Source organism: Variovorax sp. 10N432 (assembly GCF_056394465.1).
In genome coordinates this window covers 1-15,622 of record NZ_JBFTHX010000045.1, presented here as the reverse complement: position 1 = coordinate 15,622, position 15,622 = coordinate 1, and the positions used below count along the sequence as shown (strand labels likewise).

Here is a 15,622-nt window from a genome sequence, read left to right as displayed (position 1 = left end):
GCCGTCACGCACCCGAGGTAGGAGCCGTATGCCCGAATTGGGCACGTGATCTGAGCGGGGGGCGACCAGTAATGGGCGTCCCTACCGCGATCTTTCGTGCAAATCGGGGCCTTGTTCACCGCGTAAACCGCCGCATCACCTACCATGCAAACCCTCGACCGCTCGATCAAAGTGCTACGAAAGTTGGGGGCAGCGCAACGCCGAGCGGTCAGCGGTTATGCGTATCCAAGTGGCGACGGGCCAGCGCATGACAGAAAGTTCCTTCGTTCTGGCTGTGGTACGCGCCCATGTAGAGAGCAAATGCGGGATCAGACGGCTCGGGTGCCTTGCCATCGACGCCGAAAGCAGCTTGGATCTGGTTGTCGACGTCCACAGAGGTGACATCCACGGCGCCGCGTGACCTGAACGCCGCCTCGGCAGGCACCTGGTGAACCGCCAGCGGCACCGTGGGATCGCCGGCACCGCCGCACAGCGGCATCGGCGCCCGAGGCGTCCAGTTCAGCAGATCGTTTTGCTTCGCGGCCCTGTAGAAACCGTTTTAGGGATTCGATCTGTAGTCCACGCGGAACTCTTCGCGCAGCAACAAGGATTTGACAACTTCGGGGGTACCGGAGGGCAGCAGACCAGACGTGACCAGCGTGGCCAGATTGCGTGTCTCGCTGGGAAGCAGATCGTTGACATACTCGGCGTATGGCAATCGGAAGACGTCCGACGGCTCCCGATACAGGTCGCCGTAGGTCTTTTGGTACGACGTGATCATGTAGGGCAAGGTGACTTGCGAACCCGCAATGGGCAGATCGCCGCGGATCGTGGCGGAGAGGTTGTAGGGCCCGGCGAGATGAGCGCCTGCAACGAAGTCGAATTCGTCGGAGAAGTCGCGCTCGATCGCGCGCTGGGTCGCCATCGACGTGTGCCCGCCTTGCGAATACCCGGTAGCCATAACCTTGCCATTCAGGGTTCCTCCCGCGGCCATCACAGCCCGGCGGGCGGCGCGCAGGGCATCGATTGTTGCGCTTGCCTCCGAATCAGGGTGCAAGTAGGGGTGGAAGCCGTAGCCGGACCCGGCAAAGCCCAGCATGTCGCTGGCCACCACCGCATAGGCATAGCCCTGCGCAGCGTACATCGACATCAGGAATTGCGTTTCGACATCCTGCGCATTGGCCAGGGTTCTTGGGCGCACGACATCGGTTCCTTTGCCGTAGGCGAGCAACGTGGCCCCGCCCTCGCACCTGGGGCCATGCGGCATCAGGAAGACGTCGGAAGCGTTGGTCCACTCGCCCCTGACGCCAACAGTGCGATAGTTCAGCCGTGCCATCCGCACGCCGCAGCGTGCCTTGCCTGTAATAGACCGAATTTTCGATGCCGACGTCAACGCATCAATCTGGGCCTCCGAAAAGGTTACGATTTCCTCAGCGGGCTCCAGAAGTTCGCCGCGGACGGGCTCAGCGCTGCCGTACGCACCGCCACCGCCACCGCCATGCACGTTCCTAGCGCAGCAGCGCTTTGCCATTTGAAACCCATTACTCTGTCTCCTCTTGTTCGGTATATCGACCGCAATGCCGGGGCGCGTATCACGTGGCCTCATGGCGGCGAGGGCATTTGGTTGGCTCATGTCGGCGGCTGTCTTTGAGAATATTCCGGTCCCCGCGGCGACACCGTCACCGGCTTTGTCTGGCGCTATCCCGCTACGCGATTCAAGTTTGGCCATTCCGCATGAGGCAAACGACGTTCCAGGAGCGGGTCAGGTTCACGCTCTTGGGCGCTGCCCCTCCGCGATGGCGCGGATTGAAGTGGGTCAAAGGCATCATCCACGCAGTCGCCGCGCCGACGACGGCCAGCACTGATGCCGCACGGCTGCCAGCGGCTTCGTCGCGCACACGCTGATCAGCCGCTTCGTGGACCACCTGCCCTACTACCGGCAAGAGACGATCAACGCCCGCAGCGGCGTGCACACGCCGCGCTCCACACTGGCATCCATCGCCGGCCGGGCGGGTGCGGCGCTGGAGCCACTGCACGAGGTGCACAGGCGCTTCATCCTCAGCTGCGCGGTACTGCACGCCGACGAGACGCCAGTGGCCCTGCTGGACCCTGGTGCGGGCAAGACGCGCCGAGCTTACGTCTGGGCCTACGCCAGAAGCTGGCACGACGCGGTACCCGGCGTGATCTACGAGTTCTGCCCGGGGCGCGGGGCGCAGTACCCGATGACATTCCTGGGAGGCCAGGAAAGACACGGCGAACGATGGTCGGGCACGTTGCTGACCGACCGTTACAGCGCCTACGAGACCGTGGTCGATCCGCGGCTGTACCCGGACCGCTTCGGCGCCGCCTGCGCCGCGCACGCGCGCCGCAACTTCGAAGAGTTGACGCACGACGGCACCAGCGTGGTGGGCCTGGAGGCGGTCCGTCGCTTCGCGCGCATCTACGGGGTCGAGGCTGAGCTCAAGGACCTCAGCGACGATGAGCGCCGGGCGCAACGCCAGCGGCTCGCCAAGCCTCTGTGGGAGGAGCTCCAGCAGTGGCTGCGACTGGAGCGCCGGCTCGTGGTCGACGGTGGCCCGATGGCGAAGGCCATCGACTACACGCTGACGCACTGGACCGCGCTGACCCGGCACCTGGGCGACGGCGCGGTTGCGCTGGACAACAACCATCTGGAGCGCCAAATCAAGCCGTGGGCGATGGGACGCAGAGCCTGGATGTTCGTGGGCAGCGAACTGGCCGGCCAGCGGGCCGCCATCGTGATGAGCCTCGTGCAGTCGGCACGCATGAACGGCCATGACCCCTGGGCCTACCTGCGCGACGTGCTGCAGCGCCTACCAACGCAACCGAACAGTCGGATCGAGGACTTGCTGCCGCACCGATGGCAGCCAGCGTCCAACGCGGCACCATGACCTTGATAACGCAGGACGTGATGGTCCGGGCGAACATCGACGTCAACCGCATGAGCGCGCAGCAGAAGGTTGAGCTGGCTGGCGAAATCTACGCTCTGCAGCCAAACCTGCTCGCCTCCGTCCTCGTGCTGCCGCGCTTCGGGGTCGACACCTTGCAACTCGAGGTGCCGATCCACGTTCTGCTGGTGATCTTCCAGGCGATGAAGCGCAGCGGGCACGCCTTCCCCACGATCACCGAAGACGTGCAGGAAACCTGCCTGCAGCGGCTGACAGCGACGATCGGGTTTACCGAGGGGGTGCCGCCGGACCTCGTCGAGCAGATGATCACGCGGTTCTGCGTTGACCACCCAGAGCGTTACCTACTCGCGTTCGTGTACGGCTACCTCGGCGAGCACGACCTGCTACGCGTGCGAACCGACGCCGAGAAGTTCCTGCTGCTGGCGGCCCTCAACCTCGTCGAGTGCGTCGCCTACGTCGGAGCGCAGCTGCAGCCCCGATGAACCGCGCGGCCGGTCAAGATGGGTCGACTGGACGCTCACTGCCGGCCAGCCCCATCAGCTCAATGACGAAGCCATGCTGTTTGTCAACCGCGCACGGCCTTACTCTCCTCCAAGCGCTGGATCAGGCGACCGAGTTCAGCCATATCCGTCCCATTCAACAACGGTCCCGGGCGCCGCACATATGCCGAGCGGATCGCACCGCGACGCTTCAACGTTTCCTTGCGCAGCGCCAGGCCGATCCCGTACTGGAACTCGTGACGCAGCAGCGGCAGGTAGACATTGAAGAGATCCTCCGCTTCCTCGTCGCGGCCTTCGTCGAACAGCTTGCATACCTGCACAAGCATCTCCGGGTAGGCAAAACCCGTCATCGCACCGTCCGCGCCACGCAGCATTTCCTGCGGCAGGAAGAGGCCGCCATTGCCCACCAGCACGCTGATGCGGCGGCGACCCGCGGCCGCGCTTTGCTCGCGCACTTCGCTGAGCTTGCGCATGCCCGGAAAGTCCTCGTGCTTGAGCATGACGACCTGCGAGAAGTCGTCGATCAGCTTGTGGATCACCGACACCGACATGTGCACGCCAGTCGACTGCGGAAAGTCCTGCAGGCAGATCGGGATCTCGGGGCCGAGCAGCTTCGCCACAGTGGCGTAGTAGTTGTAGACATGTTCGTCCGTCTTCAGGTTGGCCACGGGAGCCAGCATGACGCCGGCGGCGCCCTGATCCATGGCGGTCTTCGACAGGCGTTCCACGTGCCGGTTCGACGCATGGCTGACGCCCACGACTACGGGTGCGCGCGTGCCGACTCGCTTCAACACGCGGTCCATCACGGTCAGCGTTTCCGCCTCGGTGAGCTTGGGCGCCTCACCCATCATGCCGAGGATGGTGAAGCCCGTGACGCCCTTCTCCAGGTAGAAGTCGGTCAGGCTGTCGGTGCTTTCCAGGTCGAGTTCGCCGCTGTCGGTGAACGGTGTCGCGGCAATGATGTAGACGCCCTTCGACGTCTCGCTGATCTTGGTCATCTGGGCTGTGGTCACGGGGATTCCTTTGGATGAGAGAGTTTTTTTGTTGACTGCCGCTTGGTCTCAGCGGCGCGCACGGCGGTGTTCAAGACGGCCGAGCCAGCGCGTGAGCGGCCACAGCAACGCCAGGTACATGAATGCGGCCAGCATCACCGGCGATGGGTTGAACACCAGCGACTGCGCATCGCGCGCAGCACGTAGCAGCTCGGGCATGGCTACCACACTCGCAACGCTGGTGAGCTTTACGATCTCGATGCTGTTTCCCACGAGGTCGGGTAGCACGTTTTTCACGGCCTGCGGTACCACCACATGGCGCAGCGCCTGGGCGCGGGTGAGGCCGGTGGAGCGCGCAGCCTCCATCTGACCCTTGACCACGCCTTCCAGCCCCGCCCGGAACACCTCGGCGTAGTAGCTCGCATTGTTCAGGACGAAGGCAAGCGCCACCGCAGTGACCTTGCCGAGCTCGATGCCCAGGAACGGCCCACCAAAATAGATCAGGATGAGCAGCACCAGCGGTGGAAATGCACGGAAGAAGTCGATATAGCCGACGATACTCCAGCGCACCGCGCGGCTGCCTGACTGCGTGAAGCCGAGCGCCAGCGCCAGCCCCGCGGCCGCGCCGAGCGGAATGACCAGCGCGGACAGCCACACCGTCGTCCACAGGCCGCGCAGTAGGTGCGGAAACACTTCGGCGTAGATTTCGAGGTTGAAGAAGTTCTGAATCAGACTTTCCATGCCATTCCTACCTCTGCTGCCAGTGCTGTTCGAGCCATCGCGAGAACACGACCAGCGGCAGAAACACCACCAAGTACGCGAACGCGCCCATCATCAAAGGCGTGGGATTTCCTGCGTAGCTGCTCGCGCCCTGCGCGATGTTCAAGATTTCGTTGAGCGCCACCACCGAGCCCAGCGCGGTGTTCTTGGTGATCGAGATCACACGGTTGGTCACCGGCGGTACCGCACGACGCAGCGCCTGCGGCAGCACCACCCAGCGCATCGCCTGCCACCAGCGCATACCGGTGGAGCGCGCCGCCTCGAGCTGCCCCGAAGGCACGGCGCAGATGCCGGCCCAGATGCTTTCTTCCGCATACGCGGCCAGCACCAGCGACAATGACAGCCAGGTGACGGCGAAGGCCGACAGCGGCAGCCCGAGCGCGGGCAGCCCGAAGTACAGGACGATGAGAACCACCAGCGGTGGCAATGACCGCATGATGTCCGCGAACGCCACGATGGGCAGCGCCAGTGCGCGACGTCCGAGCGCACGAACCACCGCCAGCCATAGTCCGAGCACCGTGCCCGTGACGACCACCGCAATGCCCACCCCCACCGTCACCAGCATGCCGGCCGCGATGTTGGGCCAGTACTGCTTCGCAACCGCGAGGTTGAAGAAGGTAAAGAAGAATCCGCTGTCACCGCCCGTCATGACCGCCGGCTTCCATAGCGAGCCAGGAAGCTTTGCGTGCGCGCCTCGCGCGGGCGCTCGAACACATCGGCTGCGCTGCCTTGCTCGACCACCACTCCGCCGTCCATGAATACCACCCGGTCGGCGGCCGCATGGGCGAAGGACATCTCGTGCGTGACCACCAGCATGGTCATGCCGCGCTGGCGCAGGTTCCGCATCACGTTCAGCACGTCTTCCACCAGTTCGGGGTCGAGCGCGCTCGTGGGCTCGTCGAAAAGAATCACGTGCGGCTTGAGCGCGACCGCGCGCGCGATGCCCACGCGCTGTTGCTGGCCGCCCGACAGTTCGGCGGGAAACGACCTGGCCTTGCCCCCAAGCCCCACCTGTTCGAGCGCGACGTGCGCCAGCGCCTCGGCTTCAGCCTTGGGGCGCCGCTGCACCTTGCGCAGCGCGAGCGACACGTTGTCCAGCGCCGTAAGATGGGGGTACAGGTTGAACTGCTGGAACACCATGCCGATGTCCTGGCGCAGGCGGTTGATGTCCACCGCGGCCGAGGTCACGTCATGCCCGTTGGCGAGGATGCGCCCGCCAGTGGGCGTCTCCAACAGGTTGCAGCAGCGCAGCATCGTGCTCTTGCCCGAGCCCGAAGGCCCGATTACGCACACCAGTTCGCCCGCATTCACATGCAGGTCGACGCCGCGCAGCACCTCGGTGCCGCCGTAGGACTTGCGCAGTCCGGAGACTTCCAGAATGGGCATCAGGCGCACTTGGGGGTGACGGGGGTCGGGTCGTAGCCGTCGGTGCCGGGCACGCCGGTGCCGGGGGCGATCTTCACGGCGGCGTTGTCGGCAGCGGGCTGGAAGCCAAACCACTTCACCGCGAGCTTGGCGACGGTGCCGTCCTGCTTCATGCACTTGAGCGCGTTCGACGCGGCGTCTCGCCCGGCCTTGTCGTCCATGCGAAACGGCAGTGCCCACACCAGCCCGGTCTTGATGGTGTAGCTGGTCTTCAGGCTCGGGTTCTGCTTGGCGACCCAGGCCACCACAGTGGTGCCGGCCAGGTTGTAGTCGGCGCGGCCCGACTGCACGGCCTGCACCGCGTCGGCATTGGCGCCGTACACATCGAACTTGAAGCCGTACTTCGCAGCGTTGTCGCGGGCCCAGCCTTCGTAGTTGGAGCCCTTGTTGACCGCCACGGTCTTGCCCTTGAGGTCTTCGAGCTTTTCGATGGCGGGTGCCGCCTTGGCGCCGAGGAAGGTGTAATCGGTGTCCAGGTAGCCTTCGGTGAACAGAAGCGACTTCGCGCGCTCGGGCGTCACCGTGACTGGCGCGATCAGGAAGTCGTAGCGGCGGCTGTTCAGGCCCGGCACGAGGCCCGAGAACTCCGCGGCTTCGATCTCGATCTTGCGGCCCAGGCGTTTGGCCAGTTCCTCGCCGAGGTCGACGTTGAAACCCTGCACGCCGCCGCTGAGCTTGGCCATCGCATGCGGCGCGAAGGTGGCGTCGACCGCGGTGCGCAGCGGCGCCTGAGCCAGGGAGGCGGTCGCGCCGAAACAGCAGAGCAGCGCAAAGGGCATGGCGCGAAGGCACGAAGAAAGAGATGGGGACTTCATGGTTCAACTCCTGGGTGGGTGATCTAAGGACGGCCGGGGGTGTCCGGCTCAAGGAAGGAAATCAGTTCGTTGCGTTCGTGCGCACGAGGCCCACGAGTTCGCTGAAGCGCCCACGCTCCAGCGATGCGGCGGGCCTGCTGGCGAGAGGATTGGGCCGCCCGCGCGCGATGTACTCACCGGTTCCGCGCTCGACCTGCAACGCGTTGTCGCGCACCACGCAGCGGCCGCGGCTGAACACCTGCTCGGGCCAGCCCTGCAGCACGCGGCCTTCGTAGGGCGTGTAGCCCACGTTGTCGTGCAGCATCGCGGCGCTTACCTCGACGGTGCGCTCGGGATTCCACAGCACGATGTCGGCATCGGAGCCGACGGCGATGGCGCCCTTGCGCGGCGCAAGGCCATACATGCGGGCATGGTTGGTGGACGTGAGCGCGACGAATTCCTCGATGCCCAGCCGCCCCTTCATCACGCCTTCGGAGAACAGCAGCGGCAGGCGAAGCTCGATGCCCGGCACGCCGTTGGCCATTTCCTTGAAGGTGGTGGCGTCACCTTTCGGCAGCTTTCCCGAGGCGTCGAAGCGGTAGGGCGCATGGTCGGACGAGTACACGCCGAGCGTGCCGTCCTTCAGGCCCGCCCACACCGCTTCTTGCGAATCAGCGTCGCGCGGCGGCGGGCTGCAGCAGAACTTGGCGCCTTCCATGTCGGGCTTGTCGCTGTCGTCGGCTTCCAGGAACAGGTACTGCGGGCAACTCTCTGCGTACACGGCTGCGCCCAGGCGGCGTGCATTGCGGATCACGTCCACCGTCTCGCGTCCCGCCACATGTACGATGAGCACGGGCACGTCGGCCAGCCGTGCGAGTGCGATGGCGCGATTCGTCGCCTCCGACTCAGCCAACGCGTCGTGCGCCACGGCATGGAACTTCGGCGCCACGTGGCCGCGCTCGAGCAAGCGGTGCGCGATCCAGCGGATCATGTCGTGGTTCTCGGCGTGCATCATTACAAGCGCGCCTTCCTCCCCTGCCACCGACATCACTTCCAGCAGTTGGTAGTCGTCGAGCTTGAGCTTGTCGTAGGTCATGTAGACCTTCAGCGATGTGATGCCGCCGCGGATCACCTGGGGCAGGTGCTCGCGCAGCGCTGTCTCGTCCGGATTGGTCAGGATCAGGTGAAAGCCGTAGTCGATCACCGCCTTCTCGCGCGCCAGCCTGCCGTAGGCGGCCACCACCTCAGGAATGCTGTCGGCGCGGTGCTGCGCCGCGAACGACAGGATGGTAGTGGTGCCGCCGAACGCGGCCGACACGGTGCCCGAATAGAAGTCGTCCGCGCACATCACGCCCATGCCCGAGAGCTGCTCGATGTGGCAGTGGCTGTCGATCCCGCCCGGGAGCACCCAGCGACCTGCGGCATCGACGTCGCGCGTGCCCGGCGGCAGGTTTGGCGCAATCTGCACGATCACGCCGTCAGAGATGCCGATGTCAGCGTTGAGGCTACCGTCCGCATTGGAGATGCGGCCGTTGCGGATCGTGAGGTCGAAGGGTTTGTCTGGGGTCGCGTTCATGACGGTCATGGCTAGAAGGTGCCCGGGTACGAACCGCCGTCGAGCAGCAGGTTCTGTCCCGTGATAAAGCCGGCTTGCGCGCTGCACAGGAAGGCGCAGGCGTCGCCGAATTCGTGCGGCAGTCCGAAGCGCCCGGCCGGGTTTGCGGCGCGACGGCGGGCGAGCACTTCGCCTTCGTCCTGGCCGCGGTCCTGTGCCCACTGGCGCGCGGTTTCCAACAGCCGCTCGGTTTCGAAGGGACCGGGCAAGAGGTTGTTGAGGGTGACGTTGTGCGCCACGTTCTGGCGCGCCAGGCCGGCCACGAAACCGGTCAGGCCGGAGCGTGCGCCGTTGGACAGGCCAAGGATGTCGATGGGCGCCTTCACGGCGGCCGAGGTGATGTTCACGATGCGTCCGAAGCGGCGCGCCACCATGCCGTCGAGCGTGGCGCGGATCATCTCGATGGGCGCGAGCATGTTGGCGTCAAGCGCTGCGATCCAGGTGTTGCGGTCCCAATCCCTGAAGTGGCCGGGCTTGGGTCCGCCTGCGTTGTTCACGAGGATGTCGGGCGCCGGGTGCGCGGCCAGCGCGGCTTCGCGCCCCGCTGGCGTCGTGATGTCGGCCACTACGGCATGCACCGTCACGCCGCTCGTTCGGCGTATGTGTGCTGCCGTGTCTTCGAGGGCTTCGCGGCCCCGTGCGACCAGCGTCAGGCTCACGCCTTCGCCGGCCAGCGACACGGCGCAGGCGCGTCCGAGGCCGCGGCTCGATGCGCAGACCAGCGCGTGTCGGCCGTGGAGCCCGAGCTTCACCGCCCGGCTCCCCGCACCGCCTTAACGCCCCGTGCAGGCTGGCGCGCATCTGTCAGCAACAGGTATTCGTGTCGCGCGGAGCGGATGGCGATGGCAGGCATGGAAAGCACTCCAGATCGGGCGTTTTGTTGCGGCAATTATTCCGACGCGGACCCGTGCTGTCGCGTGACAGTTTGAGCGCCATGCTTAACATGTTGTTAAGTCTCTTGGGTAGAAACCCGGAAGCCCTCCCGCTCCATCACACCCTGCAGCACCTCGACGAAGGCCTGCGCCAGCTGCGACATGGGCTCGGTGCGCAGCCGCACGAGCGTGGCTTTGAGCACCGGCGCGTTCAGTACCGGCCGCACCACGAACTTGCTGGCCGCCCAGCTGCGTGCCGAGAACTCGTCGACCAGCGCGATGCCCGCGCCGGCCTGCACGAGGGCGCAGGCGTTCTGCGGCGAGCCGGCCTCGATGGCGGCCCGCACAGCCTCGCCTCTGGCTTCGAACAGCGCGCCCACCATGGCACCGAAAGGCGAGGCCCTGTCGTAAGAAATGAGCGGAAATGGGAGCAGGTCGGCCACCGCCAGCGTGGCGCGCCGGGCCAGCGGATGGTTGTAGGGACAGATGCACACCAGCCGACCGCTGCCGATCTCCTCCATCTCCAGGTTCGGATGGTTCACCGGGAGGATCGAAACCGCCAGGTCGGCTTGCCGGTTCAGCAGCCGCTCCATCAGCGGTGTGTGGCCCAGGTAATGGAAGGTGAGCTTCACCTGCGGGTTGTTGTGCCGGTATTCGGCCATGGCCATGGGAATGACCATCTGGCCCACGCTCGGGCTGGCCACCAGGTTCAGGATGCCTTCCTGGTGCTCGCTGAGTTCGCGCGCCAGCTCGTTCACCCGCTTGACGCCCGCGTAGACCTGCTCGACCTCGTGGAACAGCTTTTTGGCCTCGGGCGTGGCGTGAAGCCGCCCCCTGATGCGCTCGAACAGCGGAAACCCGACACGGGCCTCGGTGTGCGACAGCAGGCGGCTCACCGCCGGCTGCGACACAAACAGCAGCTGAGAGGCCCCGCGGATGGAGCCCGTGATCATGACGGCCCGAAAGACCTCGATCTGCCTCAGATTGAATGACATGATGGGGGATGAAATAACAAGGTGTTAATGATGACGCATGAATTGGCAAGTGTCGACGCGCCCATGCGCTCCTAAACTTCGAGCCCTCGGCGCCTCCCTTGCCGGGTCATACCAATGTGTTCGAGTTTCCAAGGTCACGAGGCTGCCATGCAGAAGACTCTCTACGTCATCAACCCCAACAGCAGCCAGGCCGTCACCGCCGGCATTGACACAGCCATGGCGCCGTTTCGCCGGCCGGACGGCCCGCGCATCGAGTGCGTGACACTGGCCGACGGCCCGAGCGGCGTGCAGACGCAGCACGACGTCGACCGCGCCGCGCTGTCGGTGCACCGTTTCGCACAGGAGCACCTGGGCGACGCCGCCGGCTTCGTCACCGCCTGCTTCAGCGACCCCGGGCTGTACATGCTGCGCGAGATGAGGGGCGCGCTCTCTTTCGGCATCAGCGAGTGCGCCGCACTCACCGCGCTCACGCTGGGCCAGCACTTCGGCGTCATCGCCATCCTGCAAGGCCCCATCGGCCGCCATTGGCGCAACTGGGGCGCCATGGGCATCGCGCAGCGCGTGGCGGGCGAGGCGGCCATCGGCCGCACCGTGGCTGAACTGTCGGACCAGCAGGCCACGCTTGCCGCCATGGTCGACGCAGGCAAGCGCCTGCGCGACGAGAACGGCGCGGACGTGCTGGTCATGGGCTGCGCCGGCATGGCGCCCTTTCGCGCGCCGCTGCAGGAAGCTACCGGCCTGCCGGTGGTCGAGCCCACGCAGGCGGCTGTCTCCATGGCCCTCGGCCGCATTCAACTGGGCTGGTAACACCACATGAGCAACATGCACCCCGAACTCCTCAAGCGCCTGCACGCCGCCGTCGGCGACGCCGGGCTCGTCAGCGACGAAGACGCCAAGGCCCCCTACGAGACCGACTGGCTCAACAAGTGGACCGGCCGTAGCAGCATCGTTGTGCGCCCTGCCGACACTGCGCAGACCGCCGAGGTGATGCGCATTTGCCACGAGACCCATACCCCCGTGGTCACGCAGGGCGGCAACACCGGCATGAGCGGCGGGGCCACGCCCGACGGCAGCGGGGCGCAGGTAGTGCTGAGCATGGTGCGCATGAACACGATCCGCGCGGTCGATCCGCTCAACAACACGCTGACGGCCGAAGCCGGCGTGCTGCTCGCGCACATCCAGGCGGCCGCGCAGGAGGTGGACCGCTTCTTTCCGCTGAGCCTGGGCTCTGAGGGCAGCTGCACCATCGGCGGCAACCTGGCCACCAACGCCGGCGGCATCGCGGTGCTCCGCTACGGCAATGCACGCGAACTGGCGCTGGGATTGGAGGTGGTGCTCCCCGACGGGCGCGTCTGGAACGGCATGCGCGCGCTGCGCAAGGACAACACCGGTTACGACCTGCGCGACCTGTTCATTGGCTCCGAAGGCACGCTGGGCGTGATCACCGCGGCGGTGCTCAAGCTGCACCCGCGCCCTGTGGCGCGCGCCACCGCATGGGTGGGCGCGAAGGACATCGACGCGCTGGTGCGATTGCTTGCACAGTTGCGCGCGGCCTGCGGCGAGCGGCTGGTGGCCTTCGAGATGCTCTCGGCCGAGTCGTTGTCGCTCATCCTCGCGCACGTGGCAGACGTACGCGCGCCGCTGGGCTCGGCCCATGCATTCCATGCCCTCATCGAGCTGGCCGACACGCAGGGTGAAGGCCTGGCCGAGCTGCTCGAGAGCGGACTCGGCGACGCGCTGGAGCAGGAACTGATCGACGATGTCGCGGTGAGCGTGAGCGGCGTCCAGACCCAGGCCTTCTGGAAGATCCGCGAGGGCATCTCGCAGGCGCAGATGCGCGCGGGCAAGGCCGTGAAGCATGACATCGCGTTGCCCATCTCGGCCATCGCCACGTTTGCACACGAGGCCGACGCCGCACTGCAGGCCGAGTTTCCGGGCGTGCCCATCGTCAACTTCGGGCACCTGGGCGACGGCAACCTGCACTACAACGTGCTGCTGCCTCTCGGCACCTCGCCCGACGAACTGGCCACCTTCACTGCGCGCCTGAACCGCATCGTCCACGACATCGTCTCGGCCGCCAACGGCAGCATCAGCGCCGAACACGGCGTCGGTCAGCTGCGACGAGACGAGCTGCGGCACTACAAGTCGGAGGTCGAGTTCGACCTGATGATGCGCATCAAGCAGACACTCGACCCGAACCAGATCATGAATCCAGGCAAGCTGATCTGAGCGCGCCCGGTTCCCTTACTTCCTCTCCCTCTCTCTCTGCATAACGACAAGGACACATCCATGGACCTCGGACTCTCGGGAAAAACAGCGCTGGTGCTAGGCGCCGGCGGCGGCCTGGGCAGCGCCATCGCGCGCACGCTCGCTCGCGAGGGCGCACGTGTCGCGCTCGCCGACATCGACCTCGCGGCAGCGAGCGTCGTGGCTGAGCAGATTTCGAAAACCGGCGGCCAAGCCATCGCACTGCCCTGGGACCTCGCCGACCTGTCGGTGATCGACGCGAACGTCGCGCGCATCGAAAGTGATCTGGGGCCCGTAGAGGTGCTCGTCAACAACACCGGCGGGCCGCCGCCCACGCCGGTGTCGGGTCAGACCAGCGAGCTTTGGAGCCAGCACTTCCAGAGCATGGTGATGTCGGTCATCGCCATCACCGATCGCGTGCTGCCCGGCATGCGCGAGCGCAACTTCGGCCGGATCGTCACGAGCACCTCGTCGGGCGTGGTCGCGCCCATTGCCAATCTGGGCCTGTCGAACGCGCTGCGCATGACGCTGCTCGGCTGGTCGAAGACGCTCGCGCGCGAAGTCGGCAAGGACGGGATCACCTGCAACATCGTGCTGCCGGGCCGGGTGGCCACGGGCCGCATTAAGTTCCTCGACGAGCAGAAGGCCAAGCGCGAGAACCGCCCGAAAGAGGAGGTGACGAACGAAAGCACCGCCAGCATTCCGGTCGGCCGGTATGGCGACCCGCAGGAGTACGCCGACGTCGTGGCCTTTTTGGCCAGCCGCAACGCGTCGTATGTGACCGGCTCGATCGTTCGCGTGGACGGCGGCTTGCTGGCAAACGTGTGACCGGCATTCGCGTGCTTCGCACCTCGCCTGCCTCGCCTTTCGGGCGCAAGGTGCGCATGGCGATCGACGTGGTGGGCCTCACGGCGGACGTGCGCGTCGTCAACGCCGATACCAGCGACCCAGCGGACAGCCTGCGGCAGCAGAACCCCCTGGGCAAGATCCCGACGCTGCTGCTCGAGGACGGCCAGGCGCTGTTCGACTCGCGCGTGATCGTCGAGTACCTGGACGCGATCGATGGCCGCGGCATACTCGTTCCGCCAGGCGCGCTCGAACGCATCGGCGTGCTGCGCCAGCAGGCATTAGCCGACGGCCTGCTCGACGCGGCGCTGTTGCAGGTGTACGAACGACGCTTTCGCCCCGAGACCCACCAGATGGAGTCGTGGGTCGAAAACCAGCGCAGCAAGGTCGAGCGGGCTCTGGACGCTTTCTCGGTGCAGTTGCCCGCGCGGCGCGACGTGGGCCCACATATCGGAGAGATTGCCCTTGCGGCGGCGCTCGGCTATCTGGATCTTCGGTTCGAGGGCAGGTGGCGCGTCACGCATCCGCCGCTCGCGCAATGGTTGGACGACTTCGCAAAACGCGTGCCTGCCTTCGAACGCACCAAGTCATAGTCCTGGCGCCGAACGATCCCCCAGTCGATGCGTTTGACGTCAGTCGGATATTGCGCTTTCTCGGTAAGCGTGCGACCGAGGCCCTCTTGACCTCTCGACGGGCCGTCAGCTGCTCATAGCTTGATCTGGCCGAGGCGGTCGTTGACCTCGATGCTGTCGAACGCTGCCTGGTCCCAGGTATTGGCGCCGAGCCACTGCGCATGGTGCGCATGTTCGGGGTGGTCCGGATCGGCCATGGCGCGCACGAAGTCCTCATACCCGGAGACGCCCCCGCAATCCTCGGGCGGCGTTGCCCCGGCCCCTCCGATGCAGAACAGAAGCTCCAACAGCGGATCGCCGGGGAGTGTCTTGTCCACCGTGATGCGATGGTCGCAGTAATCTCCGAAGTCGTAGACATAGCTCAGCGTCGAGGACCGCAGCACCGTGGTCAGGCGCACGTTGTCGCTGCTGACGGCCTCGGCGTCGTCGTACCTCGGGTCGGGGCTGCCGAAGCGCTCGCCGTCACCGGCGATGAACTCGTGCCGATGGCCCCCGCTCCACCCGAAGGCAGCCCGGATCACCGAGTGCAGCTTGCGCAGCGTGATGGTCTGCGGCACCAGCACCCGGCGCCAGATCTTGGGCTTCGTACCGCGCAATTCGATGCGCAGTTGCAGGATGGTGGTTGCAGCAATTCGTTTCCGGGGTGTCTTGGTCGCCATGGTCATGCGGTGTCGTTGTTGCTCAGCGCATCGGCCGACGCTCCAGGGCAGCAATTCTTCGATGCGGTTGATGGGGTGCTCGGCGATGCGCTCGAACACGTCGCGCAATAACTTCTCGGGATCCAGTCCGATGAGTTTCGCCGACTCCACCAAGCTGTAGATCCCCGCGGCACGCTCGCCTCCGCCCTCGGAGCCGAAGAACTAACGTTTGTGCAAACGTTTGCCTTTGCTCTTTGTTTTTCCTAGAATGCCAGGCGCAACGATACCTCATAGGAAGCACCCATGACATTCACCACGCCCTTTCGCACGTCGCCGACTAATCCTGACGTGGGCGAGATTCAGACCCTGCCTGAGCGACA

At 65.7% G+C, this 15,622-nt stretch carries 16 protein-coding genes and 2 pseudogenes; 6 read left to right on the top strand and 12 right to left on the bottom strand.

All coding sequences use genetic code 11. The features are described 5' to 3' along the window. Window positions 1-208: 208 nt before the first annotated feature. Complete coding sequence (locus AC1DF3_RS31570; RefSeq protein ID WP_478142020.1) at window positions 209-478, bottom strand: hypothetical protein; 270 nt, start codon at window positions 476-478, stop codon at window positions 209-211. 60 nt (window positions 479-538) lie between these two features. After that, on the bottom strand, window positions 539-1,612 hold the full coding sequence (locus AC1DF3_RS31565) for a lipase family protein (protein ID WP_478142019.1): 1,074 nt from the start codon (window positions 1,610-1,612) through the stop codon (window positions 539-541). Between the two features lie 247 nt (window positions 1,613-1,859). Here AC1DF3_RS31565 and tnpC point away from each other — a divergent pair. Together tnpC and AC1DF3_RS31555 are read left to right on the top strand one after the other, a co-directional pair. After that, a pseudogene (gene tnpC, locus AC1DF3_RS31560) lies at window positions 1,860-2,888 on the top strand (IS66 family transposase); the annotation flags it as partial. After that, window positions 2,858-3,388, top strand: a complete 531-nt coding sequence (locus AC1DF3_RS31555) for a hypothetical protein (protein ID WP_478142018.1) — start codon at window positions 2,858-2,860, stop codon at window positions 3,386-3,388. The pseudogene tnpC and the gene AC1DF3_RS31555, both read left to right, overlap by 31 nt. An 83-nt stretch (window positions 3,389-3,471) precedes the next feature. Here the strand turns inward: AC1DF3_RS31555 and AC1DF3_RS31550 are convergent, their stop codons facing one another. From AC1DF3_RS31550 to AC1DF3_RS31515, 8 genes are all read right to left on the bottom strand, one after another. Next, window positions 3,472-4,404, bottom strand: coding sequence for a dihydrodipicolinate synthase family protein (locus AC1DF3_RS31550; RefSeq protein ID WP_478142051.1), 933 nt, complete (start codon window positions 4,402-4,404; stop codon window positions 3,472-3,474). 63 nt (window positions 4,405-4,467) lie between these two features. Beyond that, entirely contained in the window at window positions 4,468-5,139 is a 672-nt protein-coding gene (locus AC1DF3_RS31545) for an amino acid ABC transporter permease (protein WP_478142017.1), read from the bottom strand. A 7-nt stretch (window positions 5,140-5,146) separates the two neighbouring features. After that, the gene (locus AC1DF3_RS31540; RefSeq protein WP_478142016.1) at window positions 5,147-5,827 is read right to left on the bottom strand and encodes an amino acid ABC transporter permease; all 681 of its coding nucleotides are present in this window, start codon (window positions 5,825-5,827) and stop codon (window positions 5,147-5,149) included. Further along, window positions 5,824-6,564 carry an amino acid ABC transporter ATP-binding protein gene (locus AC1DF3_RS31535; RefSeq protein ID WP_478142015.1) on the bottom strand — a complete coding sequence of 247 codons (741 nt, stop codon included), beginning with the start codon at window positions 6,562-6,564 and terminating at the stop codon, window positions 5,824-5,826. Before AC1DF3_RS31535 ends, AC1DF3_RS31540 begins: the two co-directional genes overlap by 4 nt. Further along, a complete protein-coding gene (locus tag AC1DF3_RS31530) occupies window positions 6,564-7,418 on the bottom strand; it encodes a transporter substrate-binding domain-containing protein (protein ID WP_478142014.1) in 855 nt (284 codons plus the stop codon). The genes AC1DF3_RS31535 and AC1DF3_RS31530 overlap by 1 nt, the downstream gene beginning before the upstream one ends. Before the next feature lie 61 nt (window positions 7,419-7,479). Continuing rightward, complete coding sequence (gene hydA, locus AC1DF3_RS31525) at window positions 7,480-8,973, bottom strand: dihydropyrimidinase (RefSeq protein WP_478142013.1); 1,494 nt, start codon at window positions 8,971-8,973, stop codon at window positions 7,480-7,482. 11 nt (window positions 8,974-8,984) lie between these two features. Next, complete coding sequence (locus tag AC1DF3_RS31520) at window positions 8,985-9,764, bottom strand: SDR family oxidoreductase (protein WP_478142012.1); 780 nt, start codon at window positions 9,762-9,764, stop codon at window positions 8,985-8,987. A 197-nt stretch (window positions 9,765-9,961) separates the two neighbouring features. Further along, window positions 9,962-10,879 carry a LysR family transcriptional regulator gene (locus AC1DF3_RS31515; RefSeq protein WP_478142011.1) on the bottom strand — a complete coding sequence of 306 codons (918 nt, stop codon included), beginning with the start codon at window positions 10,877-10,879 and terminating at the stop codon, window positions 9,962-9,964. A gap of 147 nt (window positions 10,880-11,026) precedes the next feature. On the opposite strand from AC1DF3_RS31515, the gene AC1DF3_RS31510 reads away from it, so the two are divergent. From AC1DF3_RS31510 to AC1DF3_RS31495, 4 genes are read left to right on the top strand one after another with little or no spacing between them, the layout of a single operon-like run. Continuing rightward, the gene (locus AC1DF3_RS31510) at window positions 11,027-11,686 is read left to right on the top strand and encodes an aspartate/glutamate racemase family protein (protein WP_478142010.1); all 660 of its coding nucleotides are present in this window, start codon (window positions 11,027-11,029) and stop codon (window positions 11,684-11,686) included. Between the two features lie 6 nt (window positions 11,687-11,692). Continuing rightward, window positions 11,693-13,108: an FAD-binding oxidoreductase gene (locus tag AC1DF3_RS31505; protein WP_478142009.1), complete on the top strand. Its 1,416-nt coding sequence runs from the start codon at window positions 11,693-11,695 to the stop codon at window positions 13,106-13,108. A gap of 60 nt (window positions 13,109-13,168) precedes the next feature. Further along, a complete protein-coding gene (locus tag AC1DF3_RS31500) occupies window positions 13,169-13,954 on the top strand; it encodes an SDR family oxidoreductase (protein ID WP_478142008.1) in 786 nt (261 codons plus the stop codon). Beyond that, entirely contained in the window at window positions 13,951-14,565 is a 615-nt protein-coding gene (locus tag AC1DF3_RS31495; protein WP_478142007.1) for a glutathione S-transferase family protein, read from the top strand. Before AC1DF3_RS31500 ends, AC1DF3_RS31495 begins: the two co-directional genes overlap by 4 nt. A gap of 113 nt (window positions 14,566-14,678) precedes the next feature. Here the strand turns inward: AC1DF3_RS31495 and AC1DF3_RS31490 are convergent, their stop codons facing one another. Beyond that, window positions 14,679-15,263, bottom strand: a complete 585-nt coding sequence (locus AC1DF3_RS31490; RefSeq protein WP_478142050.1) for a plasmid pRiA4b ORF-3 family protein — start codon at window positions 15,261-15,263, stop codon at window positions 14,679-14,681. Window positions 15,264-15,299: 36 nt separating this feature from the next. Next, window positions 15,300-15,464 (bottom strand): annotated as a pseudogene (locus AC1DF3_RS31485) (transposase domain-containing protein); the annotation flags it as partial. Between the last annotated feature and the right edge of the window lie 158 nt (window positions 15,465-15,622).

Coding starts and splice junctions, on each gene's coding strand:
- AC1DF3_RS31570 (WP_478142020.1), bottom strand. CDS start 478: ATGCCGCTGTGCGGCGGTGCCGGCGATCCCACGGTGCCGCTGGCGGTT.
- AC1DF3_RS31565 (WP_478142019.1), bottom strand. CDS start 1,612: ATGAGCCAACCAAATGCCCTCGCCGCCATGAGGCCACGTGATACGCGC.
- AC1DF3_RS31555 (WP_478142018.1), top strand. CDS start 2,858: ATGGCAGCCAGCGTCCAACGCGGCACCATGACCTTGATAACGCAGGAC.
- AC1DF3_RS31550 (WP_478142051.1), bottom strand. CDS start 4,404: ATGACCAAGATCAGCGAGACGTCGAAGGGCGTCTACATCATTGCCGCG.
- AC1DF3_RS31545 (WP_478142017.1), bottom strand. CDS start 5,139: ATGGAAAGTCTGATTCAGAACTTCTTCAACCTCGAAATCTACGCCGAA.
- AC1DF3_RS31540 (WP_478142016.1), bottom strand. CDS start 5,827: ATGACGGGCGGTGACAGCGGATTCTTCTTTACCTTCTTCAACCTCGCG.
- AC1DF3_RS31535 (WP_478142015.1), bottom strand. CDS start 6,564: ATGCCCATTCTGGAAGTCTCCGGACTGCGCAAGTCCTACGGCGGCACC.
- AC1DF3_RS31530 (WP_478142014.1), bottom strand. CDS start 7,418: ATGAAGTCCCCATCTCTTTCTTCGTGCCTTCGCGCCATGCCCTTTGCG.
- hydA (WP_478142013.1), bottom strand. CDS start 8,973: ATGAACGCGACCCCAGACAAACCCTTCGACCTCACGATCCGCAACGGC.
- AC1DF3_RS31515 (WP_478142011.1), bottom strand. CDS start 10,879: ATGTCATTCAATCTGAGGCAGATCGAGGTCTTTCGGGCCGTCATGATC.
- AC1DF3_RS31510 (WP_478142010.1), top strand. CDS start 11,027: ATGCAGAAGACTCTCTACGTCATCAACCCCAACAGCAGCCAGGCCGTC.
- AC1DF3_RS31505 (WP_478142009.1), top strand. CDS start 11,693: ATGAGCAACATGCACCCCGAACTCCTCAAGCGCCTGCACGCCGCCGTC.
- AC1DF3_RS31500 (WP_478142008.1), top strand. CDS start 13,169: ATGGACCTCGGACTCTCGGGAAAAACAGCGCTGGTGCTAGGCGCCGGC.
- AC1DF3_RS31490 (WP_478142050.1), bottom strand. CDS start 15,263: ATGGCGACCAAGACACCCCGGAAACGAATTGCTGCAACCACCATCCTG.